22 protein-coding genes are annotated in these 19,400 nt (G+C 68.8%); 19 read left to right on the top strand and 3 right to left on the bottom strand.

The window, feature by feature from the left end:
• The first annotated feature begins 24 nt into the window (after positions 1-24).
• The 18 genes from ACH41F_RS35560 (at position 25) to ACH41F_RS35645 (ending at position 15,773) form a co-directional block, all read left to right on the top strand.
• The gene (locus tag ACH41F_RS35560; protein WP_398839142.1) at positions 25-1,176 is read left to right on the top strand and encodes a hypothetical protein; all 1,152 of its coding nucleotides are present in this window, start codon (positions 25-27) and stop codon (positions 1,174-1,176) included.
• 225 nt (positions 1,177-1,401) lie between these two features.
• The gene (locus ACH41F_RS35565; protein WP_398839144.1) at positions 1,402-3,054 is read left to right on the top strand and encodes an FtsK/SpoIIIE domain-containing protein; all 1,653 of its coding nucleotides are present in this window, start codon (positions 1,402-1,404) and stop codon (positions 3,052-3,054) included.
• Between the two features lie 179 nt (positions 3,055-3,233).
• Positions 3,234-4,226, top strand: a complete 993-nt coding sequence (locus ACH41F_RS35570; protein ID WP_398839146.1) for an NlpC/P60 family protein — start codon at positions 3,234-3,236, stop codon at positions 4,224-4,226.
• Positions 4,227-4,228: 2 nt separating this feature from the next.
• Positions 4,229-4,504 (top strand): hypothetical protein, encoded by a 276-nt coding sequence (locus tag ACH41F_RS35575; RefSeq protein WP_398839148.1) that lies wholly within the window; start codon positions 4,229-4,231, stop codon positions 4,502-4,504.
• Between the two features lie 6 nt (positions 4,505-4,510).
• A complete protein-coding gene (locus ACH41F_RS35580) occupies positions 4,511-5,731 on the top strand; it encodes a hypothetical protein (RefSeq protein ID WP_398839150.1) in 1,221 nt (406 codons plus the stop codon).
• A gap of 103 nt (positions 5,732-5,834) precedes the next feature.
• Positions 5,835-6,938: a hypothetical protein gene (locus tag ACH41F_RS35585; RefSeq protein ID WP_398839152.1), complete on the top strand. Its 1,104-nt coding sequence runs from the start codon at positions 5,835-5,837 to the stop codon at positions 6,936-6,938.
• A complete protein-coding gene (locus ACH41F_RS35590; protein WP_398839154.1) occupies positions 6,935-9,121 on the top strand; it encodes a hypothetical protein in 2,187 nt (728 codons plus the stop codon). Before ACH41F_RS35585 ends, ACH41F_RS35590 begins: the two co-directional genes overlap by 4 nt.
• A 183-nt stretch (positions 9,122-9,304) precedes the next feature.
• Positions 9,305-9,520 (top strand): hypothetical protein, encoded by a 216-nt coding sequence (locus ACH41F_RS35595; RefSeq protein WP_398839156.1) that lies wholly within the window; start codon positions 9,305-9,307, stop codon positions 9,518-9,520.
• A gap of 159 nt (positions 9,521-9,679) precedes the next feature.
• Entirely contained in the window at positions 9,680-10,129 is a 450-nt protein-coding gene (locus tag ACH41F_RS35600) for an RRQRL motif-containing zinc-binding protein (RefSeq protein WP_398839158.1), read from the top strand.
• Positions 10,130-10,172: 43 nt separating this feature from the next.
• On the top strand, positions 10,173-10,634 hold the full coding sequence (locus ACH41F_RS35605; RefSeq protein ID WP_398839160.1) for a Pycsar system effector family protein: 462 nt from the start codon (positions 10,173-10,175) through the stop codon (positions 10,632-10,634).
• 49 nt (positions 10,635-10,683) lie between these two features.
• Entirely contained in the window at positions 10,684-12,096 is a 1,413-nt protein-coding gene (locus ACH41F_RS35610; RefSeq protein WP_398839161.1) for a DNA cytosine methyltransferase, read from the top strand.
• A 115-nt stretch (positions 12,097-12,211) separates the two neighbouring features.
• The gene (locus ACH41F_RS35615; protein ID WP_398839163.1) at positions 12,212-12,892 is read left to right on the top strand and encodes a GGDEF domain-containing protein; all 681 of its coding nucleotides are present in this window, start codon (positions 12,212-12,214) and stop codon (positions 12,890-12,892) included.
• Positions 12,889-13,191, top strand: a complete 303-nt coding sequence (locus ACH41F_RS35620; protein WP_398839164.1) for a hypothetical protein — start codon at positions 12,889-12,891, stop codon at positions 13,189-13,191. The genes ACH41F_RS35615 and ACH41F_RS35620 overlap by 4 nt, the downstream gene beginning before the upstream one ends.
• A gap of 38 nt (positions 13,192-13,229) precedes the next feature.
• Positions 13,230-13,766: a WhiB family transcriptional regulator gene (locus ACH41F_RS35625; protein WP_398839166.1), complete on the top strand. Its 537-nt coding sequence runs from the start codon at positions 13,230-13,232 to the stop codon at positions 13,764-13,766.
• On the top strand, positions 13,766-14,284 hold the full coding sequence (locus ACH41F_RS35630) for a hypothetical protein (RefSeq protein WP_398839167.1): 519 nt from the start codon (positions 13,766-13,768) through the stop codon (positions 14,282-14,284). Before ACH41F_RS35625 ends, ACH41F_RS35630 begins: the two co-directional genes overlap by 1 nt.
• A gap of 152 nt (positions 14,285-14,436) precedes the next feature.
• Positions 14,437-14,820: a hypothetical protein gene (locus ACH41F_RS35635; RefSeq protein WP_398839168.1), complete on the top strand. Its 384-nt coding sequence runs from the start codon at positions 14,437-14,439 to the stop codon at positions 14,818-14,820.
• Positions 14,821-14,886: 66 nt separating this feature from the next.
• A complete protein-coding gene (locus tag ACH41F_RS35640) occupies positions 14,887-15,414 on the top strand; it encodes a hypothetical protein (RefSeq protein WP_398839169.1) in 528 nt (175 codons plus the stop codon).
• On the top strand, positions 15,411-15,773 hold the full coding sequence (locus tag ACH41F_RS35645; RefSeq protein ID WP_398839170.1) for a hypothetical protein: 363 nt from the start codon (positions 15,411-15,413) through the stop codon (positions 15,771-15,773). The genes ACH41F_RS35640 and ACH41F_RS35645 overlap by 4 nt, the downstream gene beginning before the upstream one ends.
• A 114-nt stretch (positions 15,774-15,887) precedes the next feature.
• Here ACH41F_RS35645 and ACH41F_RS35650 read toward each other — a convergent pair whose 3' ends face one another.
• Positions 15,888-16,949, bottom strand: a complete 1,062-nt coding sequence (locus ACH41F_RS35650) for a ParB/RepB/Spo0J family partition protein (protein ID WP_398839171.1) — start codon at positions 16,947-16,949, stop codon at positions 15,888-15,890.
• 35 nt (positions 16,950-16,984) lie between these two features.
• Positions 16,985-18,145 carry a ParA family protein gene (locus tag ACH41F_RS35655; protein ID WP_398839173.1) on the bottom strand — a complete coding sequence of 387 codons (1,161 nt, stop codon included), beginning with the start codon at positions 18,143-18,145 and terminating at the stop codon, positions 16,985-16,987.
• 130 nt (positions 18,146-18,275) lie between these two features.
• On the opposite strand from ACH41F_RS35655, the gene ACH41F_RS35660 reads away from it, so the two are divergent.
• Positions 18,276-18,746: a hypothetical protein gene (locus ACH41F_RS35660; RefSeq protein WP_398839175.1), complete on the top strand. Its 471-nt coding sequence runs from the start codon at positions 18,276-18,278 to the stop codon at positions 18,744-18,746.
• Positions 18,747-18,802: 56 nt separating this feature from the next.
• On the opposite strand, the gene ACH41F_RS35665 is transcribed toward ACH41F_RS35660, so the two are convergent.
• Positions 18,803-19,351 (bottom strand): hypothetical protein, encoded by a 549-nt coding sequence (locus ACH41F_RS35665; protein ID WP_398839177.1) that lies wholly within the window; start codon positions 19,349-19,351, stop codon positions 18,803-18,805.
• Positions 19,352-19,400 lie beyond the last annotated feature (49 nt).

A 19,400-nucleotide genomic window follows, 5' to 3' on the forward strand; every position in this document is an offset into this window, starting at 1 on the left:
ACCGATCGAACTGAAAGAGGCACCGTGAAGAAGACCCACGAACGGCAAGCGCCGTCCTCGCGTGCGCTGGTGCTCAGCGTGCTCGGGCTCGTCACGCTCGGGGTGGCCGCCCTGTCCGTCTACGTCAGCTACCAGATCCTCGAGCCCCGCTTCGGCCCCTGGTCGGCGCCGACCGTTGCCGCGCTGGACGCACTGTGGTGCGTCTTCCAGGCGACGGAGATCCTCGCGGGCTCCAACCGCCGACGCGCGCGCCGCGTCCAGGTGGCGGGTCTGGTGCTCACGGCCATCAACGCCGCGATCCCCACCACGGATCTCATCCTGCACGGAGGCTTCGATCTCGCCGTCATCCTGACCCCGGTCGCGATCGTCGCGACCAAGGGCGCCTGGTGGCTGACGCTGCCCTCCCTCGGACGCCGAACGTCGGCCGCCACCCGACAGACCATCGACGCCAAGCGCCAAGAGGTCGCCGACCGCCTGGAGGTCATGGAGGCCGAGGCCGCGCACCGCATCGAGCTGCTGGCCACAGCCACCGACCTGGATCGCCGCGTGGCCCAAGCGGAGACCCGGTACCGCCTGACCCAGCTGGAGATCCGGCAGTCCATGACCGAGCAGCTGCACGCACAGGCGGAAGCCACGCAGGCCACGGTCACGCAGAAGCAGTTGCCCGCGACGGTCGCCGCGATCGAGTTGCCCGACTTCGACACCTGGACGCCGTCCGCGCCCGCCCTGCTCGTCACAGCCGATCGTGACGAATACGGCACGGGCACTCCGGCCCTGCCCGGCGGGCGTGCCGCATCCGGCACACACCGGGACGGCAGTCACGCAGGTCAGAGGGATGGCGAGGGAAGCCGTCACGGCGAGGGGCACGGAGAGCGTGACGGAGGCTTCGACGCCGACATGCTCGCTCGGCTCGCAGCCGTCAAGGGTGTGCCGACGCCACAGCCCGGCGAGTACCTCAGCGACAGCCAGCTCGAGGTCCTCCTTCGGCATCTGCGCTACGGCAGCGAGCCGGCGGCGTCCTACCGCCAGGCCCGCGACACCCTGCGCGCCCGCGGATTTGTCGGCAGCGAGTCGCGCATCCGGCATGCCTGGGCTGCGCTCATGTCGCAGGAGGAGAGCGGCGATGCCGACGACGAGGCCGAGGAGGAGATCGAGGAGGAGGACGCGGGCGCCTGAGCCCGCATGTTCCGGCACCACCAGTGAGGGCCAGCCCGCGAGTTGCGGGCTGGCCCTTGCTGCGACTGCCGGACCACAGCAGTCGATCGGTGCAGACCCGGCGAGTGACCCGGCGAGCGGAATTCGCAGACCTGGGGAGCAGACCCGGCGAGCACCACAAAACGCACGAAAGCACCGGGCCCTAGCGGCTCGGCTCACGCCCGGACAACTACGGAAGGAGGGGGTGTGGGGAAAAAGAAGCAGGTCAAAGTCAGTGACGACGACCTGTACGGGCAGGCTGCCGGAGGAATCGGCAGCTTGGTCATCGTGTTCGGCATCCTCGCCGCCATCAAAAGCAAACTGGGACTGTCCTGGACGGCCACTGTGCTGCTCGTGGCCGGTGTCCTGGTCTGTCTCGGCTGGCTCGCCTGGACGGCCCGGACGCGCGTCCGGAGATGGCTCGCAGGCGAGCAGCCTGCGGCGGCCGCCAAGGCCGACGCCGTGCAGGACGCACCGGCCACGGCTGTGATCGGCGGCGACCAGGCTGCCGCGCTGGCAGCCGTGCCACATCCGCAGCTCACGGCAGCACTCGCCAGGGCAGGGGCCATCGGCAAGGACGAGATCATCCGCGCCGACGAGGTCACCATCACGCCGGTACCCGAGCCTGGAAAGGGCACGCGGTACGACTTCCTCATGCCGGAGGGCAAGACGTACCAGGACGTCGAGAAGCGCCTGGGGCCCGTGGCCGGCATGTTCGGCGTCACCCGGCTGCACACCACGATGGAGCGCAGCCGCGACAACGAGCGTCGTGCCCAGCTGCTCGTGCTCGACGAACCGCCGCATACCAGGTCGTTCCCGCCCCCGACCAGGCAGGAGATCCAGTCGTTCGCCGGGGTGCCGCTCGGGCACGACGTGATCGGGCGGCTGGCCGGTGTGGAGACATTCGACCGCGCATCGCTGCTGGTTGGAGGAATGACCCAGACAGGAAAAACCACCCTGGTCAATGGGTTGATCACCTGTCTGCTCATCGCGTACGGAGATTTCGACCTGTATCTGCTCGACGGGAAATTCTGCGGGCTGACCCGGTTCGAAAAGGCGGCCGTCCGCTACGAGTCGTCCGACTCACCGGCCGTCTTCGAGAGCATGGTCGACGAGCTGAACGCCCGTGGCGAGGCCCGGTACGAGAAGAAACGGGAGGCCATCCGTACACGGCAGCCCGAGCCCACGTTCAAACCGGTCTTTTTCATCGTGGACGAGGCAGCGGATTTCTTCGCACACGATGGAACAAACGCCGGTAAGGAAGAGGCGGGCCGCATTGCTGAGAAAACTCGTTCCCTGGTCGCAAAATGCCTGGAGTCGGGAATATCGGTGGTCATGCTGACCCAGCGTCCGGCGCAGAATGCAATCCCCGTCATGGTCCGCGACCAGTTCCTTTACCGACTGTGTCTGTACGTCGCATCCGAAGGGACCGCGAAAGTCGCTCTCGGAGACACGTACTTCGAGACGATCGCCCCGATCAGTCCCCCGCTCCTCGATCCGACGATCAAGGGCCAGGCTGTTCTTTTCGCTCACGGACAATCCACGCTGATTCGCGGATTCAATTTCCGGGATGATTTCATCTGGGAGGTTGTGGACGGTGTGGTCGACCGGCAGCAGAAGACGCTTGATCAAGGACCGGTCACCCCGCTGAAGCAGGCGATCGATTTGCTGGAGAGCCGAGGTCTGGAGTTCATGCCTACGGCCGAACTGGCGCCTGCTCTCGGGATCACCGAAACCCGCCCGGGGGAGCGCGGAAAACAGCTCTCCCGTCTGCTCGGTGTCGCGCCGGACAAGGACGACAAGGGCACGCGCGGCTACTGGATCAGTGATCTGAGCGCCGCCGCCAAGTCCGGTTCATGATCCGCCGGACAGTCCGCCAGAGGCCTGCCGCCGGCCCGCCGTGCAGGCGGTTTCGCCCGCCGTGCCGTCCGCTTCACGGCGGACTCACGGCGGGCGTCCGGCGGGCCTGCGGCGGACTTCCGCCGTACTGCTGATCAGCGCAAATGATCGTTTTGCCGACCAGGAAGGAGTCAGGACCCTTGCGTGCCTCTACCGGCGTCATCGCCGGCGTAGGAGCGACGTCGTGCGTCATCGTCGCCGCGCTCGTCCAGGCCGCCCCGACCCAGACCGCTGGCGCGGCGCTCAGCCTGAGCGTGCCCGCCAAATACAGAGCGCTGATCGAAGAGGCAGGAAATACCTGCCCCGAGGTCACACCGAACTTGCTCGCCGCGCTCCTGAACCAGGAATCCGGATTCTCGACCAAAAGCAAGTCGCCGGTCGGCGCTCAGGGTATCGCGCAATTCATGCCGTCTACTTGGGAAACCCACGGAATCGACGCCAATAAAGACGGAAAGCGCGACGTGTGGGACCCCGAGGACGCCATCCCGTCCGCAGCCAAGTACCTGTGCACCGTCGCCGAAGACGTCAAGGACGTCCCCGGCGACAGGCAAAGCAACATGCTCGCGGCCTACAACGCGGGAAGCGGTGCAGTGCAAAAGTACGGCGGTATCCCGCCGTACAAGGAAACTCAGAACTACGTCCGATCGATCCGGGCGCTCGCCGCAACTCCGTCCGGCGGAAAATCAGCGACCAGCTCGCAGGCCGCTACCGCAATCCGTGCAGCAGAGAAAATGATCGGCACCCCGTACTCCTGGGGTGGCGGCAACGCTCACGGTCCCAGTACGGGAATCTGCTGCTCCCCCAACGGGCGCACCGGAGCGACCGTCACCGGGTTTGACTGCTCCGGGCTCACCCTCTACGCGTACGCGAAAGCAGGAATCACGCTGCCGCGTACAGCCGCACAGCAATACTCGGCATCCAAACCGCTGAAGCCGGGTGAAATCCGCCCCGGGGACCTCGTCTTCTACGGTAAAAGTCCCGGGGTGATTCATCACGTCGGTATCTATATCGGCGGCGGATGGATGATCGACGCACCCCGTCCCGGCGCAGAAGTCCGGTACGACCCCATGGACGTCATGCCTGACCTGTATTCCGTCGCTCGACCCATTTCCAGGCAAAGCAAGGAGATCTGAGAATGTTCAAGGCAATCACCCTCGCCAAGCCCGTCGACATGTCCACCGGCTTCAAGGACTTCTTCGACACCATCGGCCTCACCGGCGGCGGCCTCGTCACCAAGGGAATCGCCGCCGTCATCGCCATCATCGCGGTCCGCATGCTGCTCCAGCTGTCCAGCGACCCCAAGGGCGCACTGCGCAAGGGCAGCTTGGCCGTCGGCACCCTGTTCATCGCGGTCGTCCTCGCCCTGTACGGAGACACGCTCTTCTCAACCGTCACCGAAGCCAAGGGCTGATGACCCGTGCCAGACAAGGAGAACCCGTGTGACGGCCTGTACGGGCCCGCCAAGAAATACTGCGAGACCGGCGAAACCCCCTTCGACACCGGGGGCGGGCTCAGCGGCGGGGCGTCCGACTACGTCAAGGACGTCGTCGACCACTTCCTGCACCTGCTCAAGGAGCTGATCGCCCCCAGCGACGCGTGGGCACCCTCGACTGCCGACAACGGCATCTACCAGGGGTTCATGTGGCTGGGACAGCACTTAGCCGTCGCCATCTTCACGTGCGTCGTGGTCGTATGCGCCCTGACCGCATGGCAGGGCGTGCCGCGGCTACGGCAGATGGGAGCCTCGACCGGCTGGACACTGGCAGCAGTCGCCGGCATGGCAGCCATCCCCGGCGCCGTGATGCTGCTGAACACCGCCGTCAGCGAGGCGTTCCGGGTCGCCTTCAACTCCAACGAGGGGACCCTGTTCGGGGCCATCCGCGCCGACATGACCGTCGGCCCGGACGCCGGTAACCCGGTGGCGCAGCTCATCCTGTGGGCTGCCCTGGCCGTCGCCCTAGGCATCGCCGCGCTGGTGTTCATGACCCGCCAGCTCGGCATCCTCGTGTTCGTGTGCATGGCCCCCCTCGTGCTCGCCTCCATGGCGCGGGGCGGGGAAATGGGTGCGGTCAAGGCGTGGGCGCAGCGCCTGCTTGGCCTGATGTTCGCCCCGTTCGCGCTGCTGCTGCTCTCACCATTCGTCTCGGTAGTGCAGGGCTCCCTGATCCTCGACGCCGTCCTCCTGGTCGCCGTCGACGTCCTCATGCTCCGCATGATCTTCCACGGTGTCCCGTACTTCGGGCCCATGGTGGCCCGCGGAGCACGGGGCTGGATGGAACGCCGCACGGACAACGGCCTTGCCCGGGCCGCCATCCGCGCGGGAGTCCCCGACCACTACGAAACGGAGAGCACTCCCCGGCAGATCCGCCGGGTCGACACACCCCGACGGGCCATGCGCCACGACGGCCAGCAGCTCATGGGCGCCTACGGCCTGAAGGTCGCCGACCGGCCCGGCCGCCTGACCACGGCGTCGGCCGTGGCGCAGGCCCGGCACGAGGCGACCGACCGGGCAGCACGGACCGAACCGGTCCGGCAGGTGCGCCAAGAGGCACGGGCCGCGTACCGCCAGCAGCAGCCTGGCACCCCGCCGACACCTCCCCCGTCGGCCCCTCCGGCGGCACCGCCGGCCAACCCCTAGCACCGCGCATCACGGGCGCCCGCCATCTCCGGCGGGCGCCCGTGATCGTGGCGCGCCCTGATACCGGCGCGCCACCCACTCACCTGGATAAGGAGCGTCTCCCATGTACTCCCTGGCCCCCGGCTACCGCATTCCCGGCCTCCAGCGCGGACTGAGCCCTGCCGAAACCCTGCTGACCAAGGCCAACGCTCTGGGAGGCAGTGCCGTCCTCATGTCCGCGATGATCACGCCGCCGCCGATCGGGGCCTTCGGCGCGGTCGCCGCGACCGCCGCCCTGATCAACATCGCCCCCGGTCCGCGCTCCCTCGCCCGCTGGGCGGCCGTCGGATACCGGCGGCTGCGGGAACGCACCCCGCCCGCCTCGATGACTGAGCAGGCCGGAGCCACCACAACGTGGGTCCTCTACCCCGACCACGGCACCATGCAGGACCCGCAGCGACGCGCGGCCTGGCACGCCGCACTCTCCCGTGCCCTGACCCACACCGGCGGCCAAGCCCGCAACGCCGGAATCCAAGTCCACACCACCCACCACGCGCAGGTGGGCGAGCACACCGTGCACACACAGACAATCTCCGTGCACGTCCCCAAAGGCCTCGCCGGGCAGCCCGACCGCATCCTCGACACCCTGGAGGGCGAGTTCGGCCAGCTCGGCTACCTCGCCCCCGCCGACCCCACCCCCGTTCCCACCGTCGCGGAGCGAGGACCCGGATGGGTGCGCCTCGACGACGACCGGTACGCCGCCACGGCCCGGATCACATCCTGGCCCGACGTCACCGACGGAGACCTGATGACCAGCGTCCTGATCGGCACTCCCGGCAAGCAAACACCCGGCTCCTTCTGGGACTACGAGCGGTCGTTCGCGGTGCTGTACCGGCCGCTGCCTGCTGCCCAGTCCCGGCGCTCCGCACGGTGGCAGGACGCTGCGGGGAGCGCCTTCACCACCGACAAGATCACGTCCGCGCGCCACGAAATGGCCGCCGACACCACCCACGGCGCCCTGGTAGAGGGCGCCAGCCTCGTCGACATCGACGCCTACATGACGGTGTGGGGCGACAGCCCCGAGGCCGTCGCCGACGCCCAATGGCAGGCATCCCTCGTCACCGACCAGTACCGAATCCGGCTCGACTGGCTCACGGGCCAGCAGCACCGCGCGCACGTGATGACCACCCCGCACGGCGCCTCGACACGGAAAGGAGCGGTGCTTTGATCCGCCTCGCCACCTCGCACGCCGCGATCACCGCCCCGTTCGTCGCCAGCGCGGCCGGATTCCCCGGAATCCCCATCGGCCGCTCCCTGTTGGACGGGCGGGCGTTCCACCTCTCGCCCGTGCTGGCCGATACGGCGATCCTGCCGTCGACCAACAGCATCGGGCTCGGGGGCTTGGGGTCGGGAAAGTCCACCACGGCCAAAGTGCGGATCCGCCGGGAGATCCTGGAGCAGCAGCACCAGGCCGTCGTCGTCGACAGCTTTGGCGAGGACAGCATGAGCGGCGAGTGGAGTCCGCTCGTGCGGGATCTGGGGGGCCTGGTCATCGAGGCCGGCGCCTTCAAGCTCAACCCGTGCTCGGACTTGTTCTCACCCCAGGTGCGCGAGCAGCTGGTGCGCTCGCTGATCCTGGCGAGTGAACCGGACGCCCTCACCACACAGGCAACGCACGCCCTTCAGCACGCCCTGAACCATCCCAAGGCCACCAACCTCAACGGGCTCACCGACGCGTTGGTCAGCCCGCAGGACGGCCGGTGGTCCGCCGCCCGACTCGCTGAGTGGGGCGAGAGCGCCGCCATGGCGCTGACCCGCTACACCGAAGGATCGCTGCGAGGCATTTTCGACGGGGAGGATTCGGCGCTGCCGCCGACCGATCTGCCCATCCTGTCCTTCGACTTCACGCGCATGGACCGCAACAGCCCGGCGATTCCCTCGCTCATGGCGGCCGTTGCGTGCTGGGTGGAACAGGTGTGGCTGCGCCAGTCGGCCGCCGTGCACCGGCACCTGGTCCTCGAGGAGGCGTGGCAGATCCTGCTGTCCCCCGCCACCACCGAACTGATCCAGCGGCTGCTGAAGAACTCCCGCAAGGCGGCGCTGGAGATGAACGTCGTGATGCACACGCTGTCCGACTTGGGACAGGGGCGCGCGCAGGACCTGGCGCGGCTGTGCGAGATCGCCCATGTGGGGCGGCTCGGACGGGATGAGGCGGCGCTGACCGGAGCGCTGCTTGGTCTGCCTCAGTGGGCCATCGACGCCATCCCCGACCTCGGGCCCGGTCAGGCCGTATGGAAGGTGGGCCCCGCCTACGTCGACATCATCCAGACCGTCATCGACGACCAAGAGGCCCGACTCACGGACACCGGCACCCGGCGCCGTGCAGCCCAGCAGGCCCACGCCGACCGCGAGGCCGCCGCCCTGGACGATGAGCACGACGACATCGAGCAGGCCGCCGATGTGCTCGACGAGGAAACCCTCGACAACGGGGAGATCGTGGACGCGGAACTCGTGGACGACACGAGCGCGCAGCCCGCGCCGGAACCGGCGGCCGCCGATGACTGGGGGTGGGAGATGCCGCCGAACGTCATCGACACCCGGCGCGATGACACGCTCCAGGCCGCGCGCGAGGGCCGATACAGCGAGGCCGCCCAACTCGCCGCGATCGGCGAACGGGAGGCCATCACCAGGCACGGCATTCGCTCCCCGGAGGCCATGTCCTGGCTGTCCACCCGCGCGGCGGTCGCGGAGCTCGGCGGAAACCGCGGCCAGGCCGTTTGGCTCCGCGCTACCGTCGCTCGTATGGGCATGGGCAATGAGCGGTCCGAGAACTACGACAACCCCGACGGCACACAGGCCCGGGACAGTGCGCCCGGGCCGCCCCCACAGCCGCCGGCCACGACCGAGGAACCGCAGCCACGAGGACGCCGCCGCGTATGGCCCTATGCCGCGGCCGTGGCGGCTCTGGGCATCACTCTCGCCGGTATCTCGCAGGCCAGCCAGGATAAGGAGGAGCAGCAGGAACGCACAGCGAAGGCAGCCGCCTACCAGGGCAGGTCAAAGGCCGCTCTCGACATAGACGGTGTCAAGGCCGACGTCGTCGCCCACTGGAGCAGCGACAAGCGGCGGGTCGTCCTGGGGCTCCGCTCCTACTTCGACCCGAACGCCCGCTTTTTGCGCATCGACAGCGGTGGCGAGAGCGCCAGCGCCACGCTGTCAGGGGGCAAGTGGCCCCGTGACCCGGAGATCACGCTGCCGGTCGACGATCCGCTCGCCGACGTCACCGTGCGCATCGCGGTCGGCGGACGCAAATGGAAGGAGGGCAGCCGGGCACAGTCTCTGTCCGTCCGGCTCTCGCCCACCGGCATCGCCTACGACGCGACCACAGGCAAGCAACTGCCGTCCGGCTGACTCCCATACCGCCCCCAGCTGAGGGCCCGCACCCCACACGGTGCGGGCCCTCAGCGCATCCCTGCCCCGGGCGCACTGCCTGGCCCTCACCCCTGTGCCCCGGCGCGGGCGTGAGGACCGGACAGGCCGACCGGCCCGCGCAGCCCCGCTTCCAACTCCCTCTCGCCAACAAGGAGCTCCGGCATGCCCCAGCACGCCCCGAAGCCGATCCCGGGCTGGTTCATCCCCCATCCCCCGCCCAAGCCGAGGCTGTCGCTGCTGGCGCGCATAGCCGTGGGCGCCGGCGTCGCGCTCGCCGTCGTCCTCGGCTCCCAGAACAGCACCGACACCCCCGCCACGCCGTCACCGGGCCCGACGGCCACCAGCTCGCCCTCCACGCCCGCCTCGGACACGCCGTAGCCAAGCCGCCCTGCGCAGCACACATTCCCCTGACCTCCCGGAGGACCCGACCGTGCTCATCCCCCGCCCGCGCCGCCGGATCGGCCGGCCCCGCCCGCAGCGTCCCGGCCCCCGCTACCCGCACCGCCCGATAGGGCTGCCTGGCACCTGGACACGGTGATGCGCCGCCGCCCGACCTGTCCGGTCACGCGGCTGCTCCGCGGCGCGCAGGGCCTTCCCGAGTACGACCGCGGAGCCTGCCCCGACCATCTCCTCACGCGGCGACAGCTACGGGAGCGCTGCGTCAGCCCTGGAGGCCACGGCCCAGTCGCCATCCTGCGATGCGCCCGCTGCCGGTACACCCCGCAATGGTCCTGCACCCACCGCACCCGCGCCTACCTCTACGACCTGCGCCTGACCCGGCCCAAGCGGGTGCCCACGCTCGCTCAAGAGGCCGCGCTCGACAAGGCGATGGCCGCGAGGCAGACCTGCCCCGGCCCGTGCGGGCGGCGCTACTACCACTGCCTTCCGCTCAAGACCCTCGGGTCCTGCCTGGAGTGCCACAACGGCACACCGGCGGACCCGCGCACCTACATCACTGTCGCGGCACCCCATGAACTGGCCGCCTGAGAAGCCCTGTCCGCACTGCATCCCACTGAGGAGCTGCACCCTCATGACCATCCCCGCCCCGGACACCCGCACCGACAAGAACCTGGAGGCCGCCTGCACGACGCTTGCGGGAGAGATCGCCCGTACCGACGGCAAGGCCTCGCTCCTGCTGGCCTTCAACGGCGCCGTACTCGCCGGGCTCGCGGCCGCCGCCGGCCACCCGCTGCCCACCGTGGCCAAAGTCTTCGCCGTGGCCGCGGTGCTCGCCCTGGCAACCGCGGCCGTCCTGCTCCTGCTGGTCGTCCGGCCCCGGTTAGGCGGTTCGGACCGGGCCAGCTTCCCGTACTGGGCACGCCTCGACGACGACGCGATCCAGGCCAGCATGGGCGGCGATTCCCGCCCGGCCCGCATCCGGGTCCTGTCCACGATCGCCGTACGGAAGTTCACCCAGCTCCGGTCGGCCGTCGACACGACCCTCGCGGCGCTCGCCCTGCTGCTCCTGGCCGCGCTCGCCGCGCTGGTCTGACCCCGTTTCGCGGCCGGTCACGTGCCGCCTGAGCAAAGGCATCCCAGCGTTGATCACTCTGACAGATCTGTTCTGCGGCGGGGGCGGTACCACCTGCGGAGCCCTCAAGATCCGTGGTGTCCGCGTCGTCCTCGCAGCCAACCACGCACGGCACGCCATCGACACCCACCAGCACAACCACCCCGACACCGACCACGACTGCGCGGACATCTCCCAGGTGATGCCCGGCAAGTACCCCCGCACCGACATGCTGTGGGCGTCCCCGGAGTGCACCCACCACACCCGGGCCCGAGGCCGCAAACGCGGCTACGGCGAGTTCACCAACGGACTGTTCGCCACCGACGGCACCGACGAAACAGCGATCCGCTCACGCGCCACCATGAGCGATGTCGCCCGCTTCGCAGAACACCACCGCTACCGCATGATCTTCGTGGAGAACGTGCCCGACGCTCGCTGGTGGGGCCCGGACGAAGCGCCCGGCGCCGCGTTCGACACATGGGTGCGCAGCGTCGCCATGTGGGGCCCCTACGACTACAAGATCTGCTACATGGACTCCGCGCACGCGCACGCGGCAGGTCTCGGAGCCCGCTCCCGGCGCCCCCGCATGTACGTCGTGTTCTGGCGCAAGGGCGACCGTCGCCCCGACTTCGACAAGTGGCTGCGCCCGTACGGGACATGCGACCAGCACGGCCTGGTGCAGCTGATCCAGTCGTGGAAGCACACGAAGGTCTGCTCCCCTGAGCGCCCGTGGGGCGTGTATGGGATCAAGACAGGCCAGTACGTCTACCGCTGCCCGCGCAGCGAGTGCCGCCACCAGGTCGTCGAACCGCACGTACGGGCGGCGGCCGAGGCGATCGACTTCACGCAACCCGCCGAAATGATCGGCGAGCGGCGGATCCCGCTGGTCGCCAACACCATGCGGAAGATCCGCGACGGCTGGGACCGCTACCGCCACGCACACGGAGACGGCGCCCTGCTCGCGCCCTACATGATCGAACTGCACGGCGGCGGATCTTCGCACCGGCCGTCCGCTCAGCCGATGTCGACGCTCACCGCGGGCGGCATCAACCACGGCATCGTCTACGCCGACCAGGAGCCCGCCGGCCTCGCCCCGTACGAACTGCTGCCGTACTACGGCAACAGCCGCACCCAGCCCGCGACCGTGCCCATGCCTACCCTCACCACCCGCGACCGGCACGGCCTGGTCGGCTACGCGGCCAGCCTCGATGAATGCCGCTACCGCATGATCCGCGTCCGGGAAGCCGCGCGAGCCATGGAGTTCCCCGAGAGTTTCGAGTTTCTCGGGGACCGCGACCAGACGATCGAGATGATCGGCAACGCCGTCAGCACGAACGTGGCACGCGACCTGGTCGCCATGGGCGTTGAGGCCCTCACCGGCGAGTCCGTCGACATGCCCTCCCCCTATACGGCCGGGGAGCAGGTGCTCAGCCTGACCGCCTGACCCAGCCCACCGCACCGATCACCACACACAAGAGGCGCACCCCCTACGCCTGGACAGCAGTCGGGGTGCGCCTCTCTCACGCCCGCCCTCAAGGGGCGGGACTGGAGGTTTCATCATGCCCGTTATCCCTGCCTTACGGCAGCCGACCCGCACATTCGCCCTCGCCGCGGCCGCCGTGCCGCTCGCCCTGGCCGTTGTCGTCGACGACGTCCGCGTACGCCGCCAGCTGCGCACCGCGCGCCGTGACCCGCTCACCGGCCTGCCCGGCCGCGGCGTCCTGATGGACCGCATCGCCCGACTTGCCGCCGGTGACCGCGAGCAGCTGCACGTCCTGGTTGCCGACGCCGACGGACTCAAGGCAGTCAACGACACCCTCGGGCACGCCGCCGGTGACGTCCTGATTGCCGCGATCGGACGCCGGCTCGACGCGTGGGCGCAGGCCCGCGGCGGTGTCGCCGCGCGCTTTGGTGGTGACGAGTTCGGCGTGGCTGTACTGCTGTCGCCGGCCGACACCGTCCGCGAGGTCCGCGCCCTGCGCGAGGAGCTGGCGCAGCCCGTCGACCACGACGGCTATGGCGTTCTGTCTCCGGCCGTGTCCATCGGTGTGGCCCGTGCGGGCATGCTGCCCGCGGGAGCGAATGCCTCCCGGATTCTGCGCGGCGCCGACATGGCCATGTACCGGGTCAAGACCGGCAGTGAGAGCTGCGGATACATCGCCACCCTCAAGGACGCCTACGCGCCCGCCGTTCAGGGGCGCCGCCCCGGCCGCAACGGCACCCACCTTCCCATCACATGACCACGCGGCCCGCACGACGGCGGCGGCCCTCGCACGCCCGGCCTGAGCGGCAGTTCAAGCCGGGCTGTGTCCCGGCGCCCGGCGAGTTCCTCGTCTGGTCCGGCAACCGGCACTTCGCGTGGCTGGACGTGCCCTGCGTGCTGTGCGGGCGGCCCACGTCTCTGCGTTCTCACGCTGGCGAGCCCGCACACAAGGTCTGCGCTGAGGACTGGATCGCCGCGGACCCCGTAGAGGCCCGCCGCTCCGGCCGGTTCGCCTCCGACGCCCAGCCCAAGAAGCCCACCAGCGGCCACGCCTGACCCCCCTTCATCTTGATCACTCCGTGAGGAGATTCCCCATGGCCAAAGCGCACTTGGCTGACCCCCGCATCCCCGACCCCCACACCCGGGGCGGCCTGGCCTGCCAGACCAACCCCGACCTGTTCGCCTACGATCTGGCCCCGGCAGACACAGATGACCGTCGACGTGTGGCCCGCGCCAGGAGGGTGTGCGGCGGCTGCCCCATCGTCGCCGAATGCCTCAAATGGGCGCTGGCCAATCCCTCGCTGACGCAGAGCGGCATCTGGGCTGCGACCACTCCCGGGCAGCGCACCAACCTGCGCCGCCGCCTCCGGGCCCGTCTCGGGACGGACTGGGTCGGTGTGGTTGCGGCGGCTGACCGGGCCCGCGCGCTGCGCAGCACCGCGCGCCCGACGGCCCCGGTCGACGTCCCCGCGGCGCACCCTTTGTGGTCGCAGCCGTATGAGCCGTGGCGCCAGCCGGTCACCCCCGAACAGCAGGAGCAGCACCGGCAGACGCTGGAGCGCGCTCAGTACACGCCCCGGCCCCGACGCCGCACCCGGCGCGCGGGCGTATCCCTGGCGGAGGCCCGCTGATGGACACTCTGATCGCCCTCGACGGCTATCTCGACGACCACAGCCTGCCCGACGACGACGTCAGCGCGACGACCGCCTCGTTCCAGCTGGTGGTCTGCCCCACCGACGACCGCGTCGATGAACTCGTCATCCCGTGCCTGGCCACCGACCCGGACCTGGTCCGCGCCGTCCTCACCGATCTGGACCCCCAGGACCTGCTCCGGGTCACCGGATACCTGCAACTACCCGACCACCCCGGCGACGGGCTCCGGCTGCACGTGTACGGGATCGACGTCCTCGACAGTGGCACCGAGCTGGCAACCGTCGACAGCGAGCAGGACCTACAGCCCGACAGCCTCGCCCCCCAGGGCTTGCTCGAACGGCACGCTGCCTACCAGCTGTGGCACGACCCCGACACCGGCCGGAGCAGCGTCTGGCACGTCTGCGGCACCTGGGTCGGCGCCACCGACGACCCCAGCCGCCTCGAGGACGTCATCGCCGCCCACGAACAGCCACCCCCGCCCACCGACCAGCCCTGACCGCAGGCCTCAGGAAATGCCCACCCGGCTACGGGCGCGGCATACGCCTGGCGGCTCAGCACGTACTGCACCACCCCGCACCTGCGGGACGGCCGTCGACGCCAAGTCCGGCCGTCCCGCAGCACCACACCACCTGAAGGAAGGAACCCCCTGTGCACGCCCCCGCAGACGAACAGGACCTGCCCCCCTCCCAAGCGGCGGCCCGGTTAATCGCCGCGCACCCCGGCCTGTCCGCGCAGTCGGTCCATGTCACCGACGTCCCCGGCCTCGGACTAGCCGCTCTGATCCAGGTCACCGACCGGCCTGCCCTGCGCGCCTGGGCACAGGCCCTGCACGCCACCGGCCACACCACGGGCGCCAGCGCCTACGGCACCCACGACCCTCACCGCACCCCCGGCCTGCACCAGTGGTGGCAGATGACGTTCCTTGACATCACCGTCGACGACCGGCCGGTCCGGCTCTGGACGCTCGACACCACCCACCACCGCGCCCTGCCCCTGTTCCTCGCCGCCACCGCCCACACACCCAAAAGGTGACCGCCCGATGATCCGCCGGCGCGAGCGCGGTTCGTCCCCTTCACCGACACTCCGAGGAGCCCTTGCGTGTTAGCCACCCTCATCGCCGCCGGCCTCGCCGTCGTTGCCACGCTGCTGGGCGCGATCGTCTCCGGCCGTTTCCAGGAACGTGCCGCCGAACGGCAGGTGCGCGTCAGCCACGGCGAGTCGATTCGCCGCGACCGCTTGGAGGCCGTCACCGCGCTGGCCTGCGCCGCCTCCGACCACCGCACGACGATGTGGAGGCGCGGTGACGCCGTCCTCAAGCGGGCCGGCACCGAGCGGATCGAGGCCCTGCGCGGTGAGAGCCACATGACCCGCAGCGCGGTCACCCGCCCGCTGATCGCGCTGCGCGTCCTCATCGAGGACCAGGCCGTGCGCACCGCCGCCGACCACATGATCACGCTGACGTATGCGATGCGGAACGCGTACGCCACCAGCGAGGCCCTGACCGCAGCCCGCGAGGCCGCGAAGGTCGCCCACGACGACTTCGTGAACATCGCCGCCCGCTACCTGAGCCCGCCCGTGTCGTCGACAAGGGCCCACCGCACCCCCGAACAGGAGCCGACCCGATGAAAGGAAGGGCCCGCGTGCACGCCACCCCTGACCAGCCGACGATCGTCGTCCTGTGCGGATCCACCCGCTACTGGGACGCCCTCACCGAAGCCGCGCTCTACGAAACCGCGGCCGGCCGCATCGTCCTCGCCCCCGGATGCAACCTGAAGACACCGCACCCGCTGTGGGACACCCCCGACAAGGCAGCTCGTCTCAAGGCCGTGCTGGACGACCTGCACCTACGGAAGATCGACATGGCGGACGAGATCCTGATCGTCAACCCCGGCGGCTACATCGGCGACAGCACCCGCTGCGAGATCGCCTACGCCCGCGACCTCGGCCGACCCATCCGCTACACCCACCCGCCTGCCCAACTCTGACCAAGGGCGCGCCCGAGGATCGGGCAGCCTTGACGCACGCCGCACGGCAAAGGCCCGTGCCCACCACAGATTCGTGGTGGGCACGGGCCTTTCTTGTTTTGGGCCAGCAGTACCTCAGACTGACTGCTGCTCCCGCTGAGTCAACTCGGCCAGCAGCGCGCCGTATGCCTCAGGGTCCTGCTCCCGAAGGGAACCCATCACCACACTGGCGAACTGGACGAAGACGCCAGGTTCCATCTTCCGCTGCAGGTGCAGGGCCAGGAACGGCGCATCGTCGTACGGCAACTGGCGGGGCTGCCCACTGTTCTGAGAGGCGGAGTCGTTCACCAGGTTAAGGCTCTGGTCGTCAGCCTCCTCAGACGCCGGGGTGTTAACCGGGTTAAGGGCATCGCCTGCTGCTGTCTCGGAAGCTTGAGCGTTAACCGGGTTAACGCGGCCTTCAGGTCCGGAGGGCTGATGAGGCACATCAGCTGCCTGCGCCGTAGACGCTCCACGCTTCTGGCGTGGAGCCTTAACCCGGTTAAGAGCCTTCTCGGCTTCAGCCTGCTGCTGATCCTTCGGGAGCCGGCCGATACGGCGCCCGTCCTTGACGGACAGCTCTTTCGTCTCCACCTTCTCCTGAAGGTCTTCCGGCAGCTCAAGAAGAGCGAGACGCTGCGATACCCACGCACCGGACTTGCCCAGGCGCCGGGCGACTTCCCCCTGGCTGCCGTGCTTGGCCAGCAACTGCTGAATCGCACGCGCCTGGTCCAGGGGCGGCACATCCACCCGGTGAATGTTGGCTACGAGCGCTGCCTCCAGGGTGTCCTCTGCACTCGCTACGAGGTCGTCGTTGACGTCGATCCGCAGCTGCGTCAGGCCAGCCAGCGGAGCGGCTGCCAGTCGCCGGTTGCCGTCGATGACGACGTAATCGGCTTCCCCGAGTTTCTCTTCGAGGCCCGGGTGGGCATTGAGGAACGCTGCACGCCGCGCCACCGACACAGGCTGAATCTGCCCCTTGGCCTTCAACGAGGCAGCGGTCTCCTCGATGTCCGTCAGCTCTTCCCGCGGATTGTGCGGGTTGTGCGCCAGCGCAGACAGAGCGACAGCGGCAGGCGGACGACGTCCTTCGCCGTTCGCGATCTCGCTCCGGGTGCGAGGCCGGCGGGGCTCCTGCTTGCCCTTGCTTTCGTCCACGCTGAAGCCCTGGACTACTCGCTTCCTACGCGCCGTCATACAGCCAACTCCTTCGCCAGGTCGCGCATGACCTGCGCGTGTTCACTATCCGGGGCATACACCAGCAGCGGGATCTCACCGTCCGCGGCTTCCCGGCCTTCCTTCAGATCACCGATCACGGCCAGCACCGGCGGCGAACTGCTCTTCTCCCACTCGTTCTTGTTCTCCTGAACGAGCTTTCCGCGTCGGGAGTCGTACGCGTTGATGACCAACCCCAGGTGGTCGACCTGGATCCGGCCCTTCCTGCACAGGTCGTCCTTCTGCGCCTTCAGCAGACGCACCGCGCGGTGGGAGGCCCTGTTCGCCCATACCGGAGTGATGACGCCGGAACGGTCTTCCAGCTCGCCCTCGCGTCGGCGCACGTAGTACATGGCAGTGTCCATGTTGGGCCCGAGGCTGGGAGGACCGTCGACGATGATGACGTCATAGTCATCCTCCAACGGCTCCAGAGCCCGCTCGAGGGCGGCCTCACTGAAGCTCACCTTCGACAAGATCACGTCCCGTAGGAACGCGTCATCACTTGCAGGCAGCAGGTGCAGCCGGTCGCCGAAGACGTCCTCGTCGAGCGCCACCAGCAGGTCATGGATGTCGCCGGTGGCGGTGCCGTCCATGTGCATCATGAGCGTCTCGACGCCGTCCTCGTACATGAGCTCTTCGAAGCCGAGCTCTGCGGTGAGGTGCCCCTGCGGGTCGTAGTCGACCAGCAGGACGCGATGGCCGGCCTCCGCGAGTGCCTGCGCGATACCGGAGGAGATGAACGTCTTGCCGACGCCGCCCTTCTGGTTCGCCACTATCACCCGCACCACCGGCTGCTTCACCAGCGGGGCACTGGGGGAGGGGTGGGTGTCGAGCCACAGCGTCAAGGCCTGCGCCAGGCCCTGAACGTACGTCACCCCACGCTCGGAGCACACCGACTTGAACTTGTCGGGCTCTCCGACCGGAAGGAACGTCCCCCACGTCTTGGCGCCGTCCGTGTCCACTTCCGGCGCGCCGTCAGTCTCGTACCAGGCACGGATGGCGTGTTCAGCCGCGTCCTGGATGTCCATTCCGTGCTCGAACGCACGGATCTTCAGGTGCCTGCGCAGCTTGGGGGTGAGAGCGGTGATTAGCTTCTCTCGTTCCCCCCGAGGGCTAGGGATGCTCATGAGGCCGAACATTACTAGGTCGGAACGCGATTGCGGTGCATTCGACGGCCCCAGGTACGTGTCCGCCCCCGCCGGCCTGTCTCATGGGCACGCGTAGGAAATGCAGCTGCCTGGCCCACCGCAGGACTGCGACACTTCCGACGTGAACACCCCGCACCTGCCCTGGCCCGTACCGGACCCCCGCGCCCACTACTTCGTCAACCAGTACGCGGACATGCACGAGCTGGTGGCGGACCTGGTGGTTCCAGAGGGCGTACCGGACAAGGCCGCGACCGTGCTCAACACCGCGCGCGAGATGGTGCGCCATTCCTACTACTGCTACGAGTTCTCCACCGCGGCCGTGCTGCACTCGCTCATCGCCGTTGAAGCGGTCCTGCGTGCCACGGTCCCCGACGCCGGGAAGCAGTCCCTCCAGAAGCTCATCAGGTTGGGCTTGGGGTCCGGGAAACTGACCGCCGAACAGGCGGACGTGCTCGATGCGGGCCGCGAGATCCGGAACAGGATGGCTCATGGGGAAATGACCGGCACCGCGTTGCCCCCTGCCATGGCGATCCCGATGGTGCGGACGTCGTTCGCCATCGTGGCCGCGCTGTGCACCCCCGCTTCCTGCTGAGAATCACGGAACACCGTGTGCAGCGCCAGCCCGAACGCTGCACACGGCTGATCACCTCACTTGGTACGGCGATCGATCTCCCGCTGTACCGCATCACACGCGTTCCTGATCTCGGTCAGGGCTGCGCCCTGCTGCCGGGAGAGATCCAGGAGTTCATCCAGATCGATCCGCTTGCCCGTGAGCTTCTTCCTGAAGCAGTCGGGCAGAACGGTCTTCTGGTAGATGTCGATACGGACGACAACCTCGCCGAACGCCAGGTCAGGCGAACGGCGTTCCGCCTGCTTGACCCGGCTGCGCAGTTCATTCAGAGCGGACAGGTCCGCCTTCTGCGCCGGCATGCCTTCGAGCTTGCCGATCACTACGACGACTTCGTCGAGCAGGTCGTAGTCAGGCTTGAGACGAGCGGCCTCTTTATCCTTCCTGTGCCTGCGCACCTGGTCGACAGAGAAGTAGAAGCCCACCAGGAGGCCGGCCGCGCCGATCGCAGCGGCCCACGTCCACGTACTACTGAAGTCGATGTCCTGGGAAGTGCTACTGCCCAGCATCACCCGGATGCGTGGACGATACGCGGATTTCACCAGCGGGGAAGCCACGCGGTGCATCATGTGTTGGTCCTTGAGAAGAAGCGATGTGCCTCAGCAGGGCGTCCTCGCA

Source organism: Streptomyces sp. NPDC020489, assembly GCF_044386545.1.
GTDB lineage: Bacteria > Actinomycetota > Actinomycetes > Streptomycetales > Streptomycetaceae > Streptomyces.